General features: G+C 43.7%; 11 protein-coding genes and 1 tRNA gene. 7 read left to right on the top strand and 5 right to left on the bottom strand.

Annotation, left to right across the window (positions count from 1 at the left end; translation table 11 throughout):
• The first annotated feature begins 91 nt into the window (after positions 1–91).
• The 5 genes from J5X92_RS14385 (at position 92) to J5X92_RS14365 (ending at position 2,878) form a co-directional block, all read left to right on the top strand.
• Positions 92–167, top strand: a tRNA-Glu gene (locus tag J5X92_RS14385).
• A 128-nt stretch (positions 168–295) separates the two neighbouring features.
• Positions 296–1,210 (top strand): M14 family metallocarboxypeptidase, encoded by a 915-nt coding sequence (locus J5X92_RS14380; RefSeq protein WP_126873945.1) that lies wholly within the window; start codon positions 296–298, stop codon positions 1,208–1,210.
• Positions 1,211–1,277: 67 nt separating this feature from the next.
• The gene (locus J5X92_RS14375) at positions 1,278–1,508 is read left to right on the top strand and encodes a hypothetical protein (RefSeq protein ID WP_126873944.1); all 231 of its coding nucleotides are present in this window, start codon (positions 1,278–1,280) and stop codon (positions 1,506–1,508) included.
• Positions 1,508–1,681 carry a DUF1289 domain-containing protein gene (locus tag J5X92_RS21105; RefSeq protein ID WP_126873943.1) on the top strand — a complete coding sequence of 58 codons (174 nt, stop codon included), beginning with the start codon at positions 1,508–1,510 and terminating at the stop codon, positions 1,679–1,681. The genes J5X92_RS14375 and J5X92_RS21105 overlap by 1 nt, the downstream gene beginning before the upstream one ends.
• A gap of 258 nt (positions 1,682–1,939) precedes the next feature.
• On the top strand, positions 1,940–2,878 hold the full coding sequence (locus J5X92_RS14365; protein WP_126873942.1) for a tRNA-dihydrouridine synthase: 939 nt from the start codon (positions 1,940–1,942) through the stop codon (positions 2,876–2,878).
• Positions 2,879–2,944: 66 nt separating this feature from the next.
• On the opposite strand, the gene J5X92_RS14360 is transcribed toward J5X92_RS14365, so the two are convergent.
• From J5X92_RS14360 to J5X92_RS14350, 3 genes are all read right to left on the bottom strand, one after another.
• Complete coding sequence (locus J5X92_RS14360; protein WP_232363135.1) at positions 2,945–3,931, bottom strand: hypothetical protein; 987 nt, start codon at positions 3,929–3,931, stop codon at positions 2,945–2,947.
• Between the two features lie 73 nt (positions 3,932–4,004).
• Complete coding sequence (locus J5X92_RS14355; RefSeq protein WP_013784798.1) at positions 4,005–4,190, bottom strand: hypothetical protein; 186 nt, start codon at positions 4,188–4,190, stop codon at positions 4,005–4,007.
• Between the two features lie 68 nt (positions 4,191–4,258).
• Positions 4,259–4,915, bottom strand: coding sequence for an arylesterase (locus J5X92_RS14350; protein ID WP_013784797.1), 657 nt, complete (start codon positions 4,913–4,915; stop codon positions 4,259–4,261).
• 17 nt (positions 4,916–4,932) lie between these two features.
• On the opposite strand from J5X92_RS14350, the gene J5X92_RS14345 reads away from it, so the two are divergent.
• Together J5X92_RS14345 and J5X92_RS14340 are read left to right on the top strand one after the other, a co-directional pair.
• Positions 4,933–5,631 (top strand): ABC transporter ATP-binding protein, encoded by a 699-nt coding sequence (locus J5X92_RS14345; RefSeq protein ID WP_013784796.1) that lies wholly within the window; start codon positions 4,933–4,935, stop codon positions 5,629–5,631.
• A gap of 15 nt (positions 5,632–5,646) precedes the next feature.
• Positions 5,647–8,169, top strand: a complete 2,523-nt coding sequence (locus tag J5X92_RS14340; RefSeq protein WP_126873941.1) for an FtsX-like permease family protein — start codon at positions 5,647–5,649, stop codon at positions 8,167–8,169.
• Between the two features lie 297 nt (positions 8,170–8,466).
• Here J5X92_RS14340 and J5X92_RS14335 read toward each other — a convergent pair whose 3' ends face one another.
• Positions 8,467–9,363 (bottom strand): TIGR01777 family oxidoreductase, encoded by an 897-nt coding sequence (locus tag J5X92_RS14335; RefSeq protein WP_013784794.1) that lies wholly within the window; start codon positions 9,361–9,363, stop codon positions 8,467–8,469.
• Between the two features lie 58 nt (positions 9,364–9,421).
• Positions 9,422–9,790 carry a dihydroneopterin triphosphate 2'-epimerase gene (gene folX, locus J5X92_RS14330; RefSeq protein ID WP_126873940.1) on the bottom strand — a complete coding sequence of 123 codons (369 nt, stop codon included), beginning with the start codon at positions 9,788–9,790 and terminating at the stop codon, positions 9,422–9,424.
• Positions 9,791–9,798: the final 8 nt, after the last annotated feature.

Raw genomic sequence — 9,798 nt, 5'->3', positions numbered from 1 at the left:
TGTTTTTGTAAGGATAACGTCGCTCAGCTCGCAGAGCTCGCTTCGCCTTACAAAAAATCTCAAAAGCGTAGCTTTTGAAAGAAGATTTTTTGTCCCCATCGTCTAGAGGCCTAGGACACCGCCCTTTCACGGCGGTAACAGGGGTTCGAATCCCCTTGGGGACGCCATATCGTTAAGCCAACCTTCGGGTTGGCTTTTTCGTTTCTACAGCTTAATTCCTGCCGTTCTTATCGATATTCCACATACAAACTAATACCAACTTGATAATATAGCCGTGTTAACAAAGAGGTTATTTATGCAAAATTATCCTATCGGCACGCCAGGAAAACCTTGGGGTGAAGAAGAGAAAGAAGAATGGAAACAGCGCCAAACGATTAAGCGTTCGTATAATGATGAAGTGCTTAAGCAGTTAGGCAGTATTCCTGAAGGGTTTGAATTAAAGCAGTATGGCGCGTTGCCTTACGATGAGTCTCGATACCCTTTGTATGCCGTAACTCCTGAAGGTATGCCTAAAGATATTGATGCAACCAAGCCTGCGGTGCTAGTTACTGGAGGGGTACATGGGTATGAAACCAGTGGTGTACAGGGCGCGCTTCAGTTTATCAATACTAAATTAAGTGACTACGCAGAAGATTTCACCATCATTGTCGTACCGTGCGTTAGCCCTTGGGGTTATGAGACTATCAATCGTTGGGATCAGTATGCGTTAGATCCTAATCGTTCATTTTACCCTAATTCTCCGGCACCTGAGTCAGCCCAGCTAATGGCATTTGTTGAATCGTTGAACTTACCATTTTCATTGCATGTCGATTTACATGAAACCACTGATACGGACAACAGTGAGTTTAGGCCTGCATTAGCAGCAAGAGATGCAACGACTCATGATAATTGGAATATTCCTGATGGCTTTTATCTGGTGGCTAATACCCAGAATCCACAAAAACAATTTCAGGAAGCTATTATTGATGCAGTTAAGCAAATAACTCATATCGCGCCTGCTGATGAAAGTGGCAAAATTATAGGTGCTGACTTACTGTCTGAAGGTGTGATTTGTTACGACAAAAAAGCATTGTATCTTTGCGGTGGAATGACAGATGCAGCTTATGTAACCACAACAGAAGTTTATCCTGATAGCGCTAATGCAACGGCTGAAAATTGTAACGCTGCCCAAGTGGCTGTAATCACCGCAGCGTTGGAATTTATAAAATAGACGTTTAGATGTTTGAATGTTTAGACGTCTAGATGTATAGTTAAGCCTTCTCGATGAGGAGGCTTACGTGTTTACATTTTCTGCATTAATTTATGATGGTTATAAACAACAACTAGTGACGGGGGATTATGAAGATAAAACCCAGTTCGACGCATTTTTAAATGCGAAGTTCGGTGTGCATCTTTGTATGTGGAGCGCCAAAGAACCTACGCAAAAAGTAATTGATGCTATGTTACATGCCTCTCCCGTCGCTAAAGATAATGCCAGTAATAAGCCAAACCTTAAGGCCAAGTATTAGTGACTATAGTTTCACTCTGTATTGCCAACTGTAAACTTGACGAAGACGATGTATGCACCGGATGTAAGCGCACCATCAAGGAAATTACCAACTGGTCGAATTACAGCACACAGCAAAAACAAAACATCCTCACCCGCCTAGAACAACAAAAGTTGGACACACACTCAAGTTAAGGTTGGACAGTCACTCAAACAACAAAAGTTGGACACACACCTAAGTTAGGATTGGACAGTCACTCAAATTTGGACAGTCACTCAAATTTGGACAGTCACTCAAATTTCTCCCAGTAACGCATTAATATGTATAAAATCGGACAGTCAAAAAAACGTACACAAACTCTGCTCGACACTTAAATAGCATGGTCATATAACCCGCACTTTGCTACACTCTCGCGCCCATTTTAATCACTCATTTTTAGCGAAATTTTAGTTATGAAAATCATGCTGGCGCCTATGGAAGGTGTTGTCGACCATTTAATGCGAGATATGCTTACTCATGTGGGTGGGTTCGATCAGTGTGTAACTGAATTCGTTAGAGTAGTGGAGCAAAAACTTCCCAATAAAACCTTCTACAAACTATGTCCCGAACTACATAATGGCGGCAAAACCCCTAACGGCGTGCCTGTGCGCGTGCAATTATTAGGGCAGCATCCACAATGGCTGGCAGAAAATGCTCATACTGCGGTTGATTTGGGTTCACCGGGTGTAGATTTAAATTTTGGCTGCCCTGCAAAAACCGTCAATAAAAGTAAAGGCGGGGCGGTTCTGTTAAAAGAAACCCAAGCTTTGTATGACATCGTAAAAGCGGTTCGTGATGCCGTACCAGCCTCACAACCTGTATCAGCTAAAATTCGGTTGGGATTTGAAGATAAATCTCTTGCCGTAGAAAATGCTATCGCTATAACCGAAGCGGGCGCATCTGAGCTAGTTGTGCACGCCAGAACAAAGACGGAAGGCTATAAGCCGCCAGCTTACTGGGATTGGATCGCTAAAATAAAGCAAAATACCGATATTCCATTAGTGGCCAATGGCGAAATATGGAATGAAGAAGACGGCAAGCGTTGCCAGGAGCAATCCGCCTGCACCAACTTAATGGTAGGTAGGGGGGCACTTGCCATGCCAAACCTAGCAAGGTGTATTCGTGATGGCGAACCGCCTATGGCATGGGAAGATGTGGCCGCGTTGCTTATCCGCTATTCGGGCTACGAAATCTACGGCGATAAGGGCAAATACTACCCAAACCGAATAAAGCAGTGGTGTGGCTATTTAAAAAGGCAGTACCCTGAAGCTGAATTATTGTTTAACGACATCAGGCGATTATCAAAATCACAAGAAATTGTAGATGTATTAGCCAGGCAAGCCTCACACTAGACTATTTAAAACATATCAACCGTGGTGTTTTGTTGATGTCGCTTAAAAAAACTAAAACCTAAACGTCTATTGAAGATATCTTCTGGCATTAGCTATGTTGGGTTTTCTGCCATATTCGCAAGCTGATGCAAACACGCAAATTCGCTCAGCAGAGCCAATAGGGCCTGTAAATTTCCTTTCTAGTTTGGTTGAAAGGGTAATCCATGAATTATTAGAGAGTTTAAGTCTGTCCAAGATAGGCTTCATTTTCTGAGGGATAGCACCCTTCTTGTCTGGTCGCATAACGCGACCGGTTTCATCTACAAGCACTAAGTAGTCGCTCAATTTGAAAGGTAGGCTTATTTCATTAACCGGAACTTGGTCATTAAATGGCATAAGCCGAGCAGGTACTTTGTTTACTTTCAATGCGTTAATTCTGTATTGAATACTGGTAAAGTTTGATTGTTCTGATGTTTTGGCTATACCGGCTCGGATGGGGTTTAAATCGGTATAGGCCATGGTTACCGCTAGCGCATTCTCCGACAATATTGCTTGGCTCTTAAATCGGCGCTCCCAAAAATATCCAGTACATTCATCTTCTTTGTTAGCTTTTCGCGCAATAAATTCATTAAGCAGGCGCATAAACCAACTTACGCTATATAGCCGATGCCGATAAATTTCGCTTAATTCTTCAACTTTTTGAAGCTCTACTTCAGAAAGTGAACCTCGACTTTCTTCATCGAGATACCGTTGGACTAATGAGGGGCAGCGATAAAAAGACTTCCACCGAAGTAACACTTCATCCATGCTCCAGTGTTCAGCTCTCGCTTTCGCTATATGCACCACAACATGGGTATGATTGTGCATTACTGCATAGGCACACAAGTCAATCGCGAAGGTTTTCGTGAGCCTATGAAGTCTATCTACAATCCACTGTCTGCGATGGTTGTAGTTTTTGCCAGTAATAGCATCAACGCCACAAAGGAAAGATTGCCGCACACAACGTGATGTGCAGTGATAGTAGGGTGTAACTTCTAAATTGACTTGCTTGTAACGAGGTAGCGGCATTTCCATATCTCCGAGTGGTTCGGAAATAATTATGCTGGAAATGCGGTAATAAACTACTGTGCTTAGGGCGGGTTTTCAATTAAACGTAAGTGTCGATACGGGAACCCACTCTACTGTCAGAGGCAGGAGCCGCTTGTTGCGTCTGTTGGGGCGCACTTACTTCAGTTTGCTGACTAGCACGTTGTTGAACCTGTCGTTGAGGTTCTTGTTGTGGCGACTGAAGTACATTCGATACTGGCGTTGACGTTGATGATGAAACGTCCATAACAATCTCCAAATTAAGTTGTTACTTGTTTTCGCATTTACATTCTAAGTTTAAGAGCATAGCACACGTTATTGATTATTCATGATCAAAGGCGTCAGTTTTTCGAACATAAATTCGACAATCATAGGCTGAGCTTTTGCGTTAGGGTGAATACCATCACGTTGCATCAAGTCTTTTTGAAGTGCTATGTCCTCAAGAAAAAAAGGAATTTTTGTAACTTCATGTTGCTCTGACACGGTATCAAAAGTGTCGCTAAACATTTGTGTATAGCGTTTACCGTAATTAGTGGGTATCTGCATGTCTTGCACAAAAACGGTTGTATTGTCCGATTTTGCTATGCTAACAATTGCGCTCAAGTTGTTCCTAATCTTACTGATACTGTGCCCTTGCAGGCCATCATTACCACCAAGTTCTACTAAAATATGGCTTGGCGTATGTTGTTCAATTAACCTCGGAAGCCTAGCTAAACCGCCATCAGTGGTCTCACCGCTTACCGCAGCATTTACAATATCGATCGATATATTCTCGTCACGCCAGCGTTTTTGTAACAAACTCACCCAACCTTCTTGTTGATCTAACCCATAAGCAGCAGATAGGCTGTCACCTAGAATCAGTAATTTAGCTGAATTATTGGGGACGATGGTATCGGTCTGATCTGATAATGCAGATAACGGTATTAATAAAAGCAGTGTGAACAAAACGGCGCTGCGAAAACGATAAATCACGAATTAATGACCCCTATATGATAAAAACATCCAAAGTAACTAAGTCTGTAAATACGAGCGAAGGTAAGCTTGAGATCCTTCATCCTATCTCTTTTGAAGTCAAGTCCGGTGAGTCCGTTGCCATTATTGGTGCGTCAGGTTCAGGAAAATCTACTCTGTTGGGGCTGTTGGCCGGCTTAGATGAAGTTTCCAAAGGCGAAATTCACCTTGATGGTGAACCACTGCATACCATGGATGAAGAGGCTCGCGCTGTACTTCGGGGGCAAAAAGTAGGGTTTATTTTTCAAAGCTTTATGTTAGTGCAAAGCTTAACCGCTATTGAAAACGTAATGCTGCCAGCCGAAATTGCGGGTTTAGATAACCCTAAGCAGATGGCGAGTAAGATTCTTGAACAAGTAGGCATTGGGCATCGCGCGAGTCATTACCCAAATCAACTTTCAGGTGGTGAACAACAGCGAGTTGCTATTGCGCGGGCTTTTATTACTTCACCTAAAATTTTATTTGCCGATGAGCCTACTGGAAACTTGGATGCAACAAACAGCCACAAAGTCGAAGAGCTCCTTTTCGCGCTCAATCGAGAGAAAGGTACAACATTGGTACTTGTTACCCACGATAACGAGCTTGCCGCTAAGTGTGACAGGCAGTTAACCATGCAGGCGGGTGTTTTGACAGAGTCGACCCCAGTATCGCCTCGTCAGCGCTCAGAGGCTGTTTAGATGGAGGCCCTATAAATGAGCATGACATCGACCTTGGCATGGCGATTGTTTCGGCATGAGGCGAAGCGCGGAGAGCTTACCATTATCTTGTTGGCAATTGTATTGTCGGTAGGCGCGGTATTGTCGCTGTCGTTATTTAGTGAGCGATTGCAAGGTGCGCTAAAAGAGCGTTCAGCGGCTTTTATCGCAGCTGATGCACAGTTGCGCTCTGATACACCCATTGATGAAACTTGGTTTCAGCAGGCTCGAGATGGGGGGCTTAACACGGCAAAGCAGGTGACTACTCGGTCGATGGTCTTTCATCGTGACGAAATGTCATTGGTGGACCTTAGGGCTGTAAACGAGAATTATCCGCTGAAAGGCACGGTTAATATTGCTGATGTACCTTTTGGACAAAAAGAAGCGGCAACAGATTTGCCCAAGCCAGGCGAAGTGTGGTTGCAGTCTCTGTTGTTTCAAACTCTGAAGCTTAGTTTGGGAGACAGTATTGAAATAGGCGATGCTGAATTCACTGTAACCAAAGTGTTGGTTGATATACCTGATGCAGGGTTCAGTGTATTTAACACCGATCCAATCGCTTTGATTAGACTGTCCGATTTGGATGCAACGGCTATAACCGGGCCTGGCAGTCGGGCACGTTACGTGGGCTATTTTGAAGGCGAAACTAGTGTTATTAGTAATTTTTACGACTGGCTCAGCCCTAAATTGCAAGATGACTTACATAATTGGCGTACCGTTGAAGATGACGAATCGGCCATTGGACGTTCGGTAGCCAGTGCTGAGCGGTATTTTTTATTGGCGAGTTTACTTGCCATAGTGCTTGCAGCGGTTTCCATTGCGGTGGCAGCCCAGCGTTACAGTCAACGTCATTTCGACCCTGTCGCTATCATGAAAACACTCGGTGCGACAAAGCAAGTCATTCGCCGTATCTATCTTCTTCAAATTCTATTTATTACTGGGCTAGGCATTATTATTGGATTAATAATGGGCTTCATTGGCCAGCAAGTTGTGGTGTGGTTAGTTGCTGAACAAGTTGATGTGGCGTTATCTATTTGGCATTGGCGGCCAGTGCTAATCGCTGTTTTCACAGGGGCAACCTGCTCGTTATTGTTCTCGCTTTATCCATTGATGCAGTTGTTTTCAATTCCTCCACTGCGTGTGCTAAGGCGTGATTTAAGCACTAATTTACGTTCTCGGACCATTCAGTATGTGGCCTCAGGCGGTGCGATATTTCTCTTGATGTGGATTTATAGCCAAGATTTGATGATCAGCCTTATTTTGTTTGGCTCTGGCGTGGTTTTAGTCGCGGGGCTGCTAGGCGCAACCTTTTTGCTGATTGCAGCGGGACGTAAATTCGGCTCAGGAAAAATGGGGCCTTGGCAGCTTGCTTGGGCGCGAATTAAACGCCGTTCAATGGAAAATAGTGTTCAGCTGATTAGTTTTTCAGTCACTATCATGTTGTTGCTAGTTGTATTGGTTATGCGCAACGACATGGTATCGCAGTGGCGCTCTCAGTTGCCAGAAGGTACACCCAATTACTTTTTGATTAATATCACTGGCGATCAAAAAACAGAATTGGACACACACTTCAAATCAAACGGAATTACCATCGAAGAGTTCTATCCTGTAATACGAGGGCGCTTCGTTGCAGTGAATGATGACAGTGTAAATACCGAAGTATCTAAAGAGGAAGATTCAAATACTGAAGGTAGACAAGGACTTGGACGTGAAGCGAATTTAACTTGGAGTAATTCGTTACAAAAAGAGAACGAGATTACCAGTGGTACATGGCATGGTGACAACCCTGATGCATTAGACGAAGGCGTATTCGCTGTTTCAGTTGAAACCGATGTAGGCGAGCGACTTGGTATTGAATTAGGCGATATGCTCACATTCAATGTGGGCAGTGAAATCGTTAAAACTAAGGTAACAAGTTTTAGAAAAGTGAACTGGCAAACCATGCAGCCTAACTTTTTCTTTGTTATTCAACCTGAGGCCATGGCGTCATTCAATCCTACTTACATCACCAGCTTCTATTTACCCGAAGCGCAGAAATCACAACTAACCACGTTGTTAAAGCCATTTGCGTCTATCACCATGTTCGATGTTGATGCGCGAATTAATCAGCTAAGAGATATTGTTAATCAAGTGTCGGTGGCCATTGAGTTTATCTTAGTGCTGGTGCTTGTAGCAGGCAGTTTAGTGTTAATAGCCCAGGTTCAAGCTAGCATGGATGAAAGACGACAAGAGCTGGCTATTTTAAGAACGCTTGGGGCGAAAGGCAGTTTAATTCGCAAAAGCGTGGTGTTCGAGTTTGTCATCATAGGTGTTGTTGCAGGTTTCATGGCAGCGCTCGCCAATGAGCTCAGCTTGTTTATGCTGCAAACCAACGTGTTTCAAATGACTGCAAGTCTTCACTTAGAGTATTGGGTAATTGCACCGATTGTCGGGGCAATTGTGGTGGGTGCTTTAGGTGCAATTGGCTGCTGGCGGTTACTTACCTTAAATACTTCGGCACTGCTTAGGAAGATGGTCTAAAGGATGTATAGCTGTTGAAAGTTAGGAAAGACCGTTTTAAAGCGTAAGGGAGATGAAAGCGGGATGAAAGGGACAGTCACTCGAAAATAAGTACAAAAATAAATCGGACAGTCACTCAAGTGAGTATCTGAAGTCGGTACAAATAGTCGTACGAGTCACTCGATTAAATGTTGCGATTAAATGTTGGACACACACTTAACTTTGAGTGTGTGTCCAATTTCGTTCTGTGTCCCATAAAGCCGGTTGGTTCAAGTTCAAGTTCGAGTGTGTGTCCAATCCTGTATTTGCTTCCGAACGTCAGTGCTTATAAATTGCATCCAACGCCCCTTGCAAAGTAGGGTAAGCAAACGTGTAGCCTGAGGTTACGAGCTTTTCAGGGAGCACCTTTTGCCCTTTTAAAATCATATCAGACGATTCACCCATCGCTATTTTTAATACAAAGCCTGGAACGGTAAACAAGCAGGGCCTTGAAAGCGTTGCCGCTAATGTGTGGGAGAAGTCTTTATTAGTTGTAGGAGATGGAGCCGTAAGGTTGAACGGCCCATGGCAACTATCATGTTCAAGTAGGTAAGCAATAGCTGACACCATGTCCTCAATGTGGATCCACGATAAATACTGTTCGCCATTTCCTATTTTGCCGCCTAATCCTAGTTTGAAGGGCAGTGCCATTTTCTCTAGTGCTCCGCCATTTTCAGCTAACACTACACCGGTTCTTAGCGTACAAACCCGCGTTTCGTCGCGGGCGACAGAGGTAGCGATAGCCTCCCATTTGGCACAAAGGTCGTGTGTGAACTCTTCATGAGGGGGCGTTTGCTCGGTAACATCAACACTACCTTTACTGCCATAAAAACCGATGGCCGAACCAGAAATAAATACAGGTGGTGGGGTGCCGGCACTATTGATTTTCGCGACAAGTTTAGAAGTAATATCCCATCGACTATCGCAAATTCTTTGCTTTTGCGTGTCTGTCCAACGTTTGTCGGCAATGGGTTCGCCAGCCAAATTGATGATAGCATCGAAAATTCCAATATCATCAATGTCACTCACATCTGAAACAAACGCTACATTGCTACCCAGCAGGTGCTTAGCTTTTTTTGGGGCTCTTGTTATGACAGTAAACTGATGCTCGCCTTTAAACTTTTCAATAAACGCGCTACCAATGAGGCCAGTGCCGCCTGACATTAAAATTTTCATACAATGTGCCTATAAGAATGACTATAAAAGTGCTTATCAAATGTCGCGCAAAAAACAATCAGCCGGTTTTATTGCACGAAAGCGTTAGCGACACCGAATCAGAAAATCGCAATGCATGCGGCTTATCCACCTCAACTTCGGCGTAACGTACTGATGAGTGTTCAGCAGCCAAGCTTAATACGTCGGCGGTGAGCTTTTCGAGCAATGAAAATCGGTTGTCCTCAACCAGCTTGATAATGGCCTTGGTAATCACCTTATAGTTTAGCGCGTCTTCCATATTGTCGCTGTCCGTCGCTCTTTGGGCATCGTAATCAATCTTCACATTAACGATAACGTCTTGTTTGTTGGTGATTTCATTTTCGTTAATACCAATATAAGTTCTCAATCTCAGGTTTTTAATTTTAATTGTGGCTAAGTTGAAGGTCATTGTATTCT

Source organism: Alteromonas sp. K632G, from assembly GCF_017653625.1.
GTDB lineage: Bacteria > Pseudomonadota > Gammaproteobacteria > Enterobacterales > Alteromonadaceae > Alteromonas > Alteromonas naphthalenivorans.
The sequence above is the reverse complement of the archived record's forward strand: the minus strand, read 5'-3'. Positions and strand labels throughout refer to the sequence as shown.

Bases quoted from the DNA above. Each gene is read 5' to 3' on its own strand.
- J5X92_RS14335 (WP_013784794.1), bottom strand. From the start codon at position 9,363: ATGAAAATTTTAATGTCAGGCGGCACTGGCCTCATTGGTAGCGCGTTT.
- J5X92_RS14380 (WP_126873945.1), top strand. From the start codon at position 296: ATGCAAAATTATCCTATCGGCACGCCAGGAAAACCTTGGGGTGAAGAA.
- folX (WP_126873940.1), bottom strand. From the start codon at position 9,790: ATGACCTTCAACTTAGCCACAATTAAAATTAAAAACCTGAGATTGAGA.
- J5X92_RS14345 (WP_013784796.1), top strand. From the start codon at position 4,933: ATGATAAAAACATCCAAAGTAACTAAGTCTGTAAATACGAGCGAAGGT.
- J5X92_RS14355 (WP_013784798.1), bottom strand. From the start codon at position 4,190: ATGGACGTTTCATCATCAACGTCAACGCCAGTATCGAATGTACTTCAG.
- J5X92_RS14365 (WP_126873942.1), top strand. From the start codon at position 1,940: ATGAAAATCATGCTGGCGCCTATGGAAGGTGTTGTCGACCATTTAATG.
- J5X92_RS14340 (WP_126873941.1), top strand. From the start codon at position 5,647: ATGAGCATGACATCGACCTTGGCATGGCGATTGTTTCGGCATGAGGCG.
- J5X92_RS14360 (WP_232363135.1), bottom strand. From the start codon at position 3,931: ATGGAAATGCCGCTACCTCGTTACAAGCAAGTCAATTTAGAAGTTACA.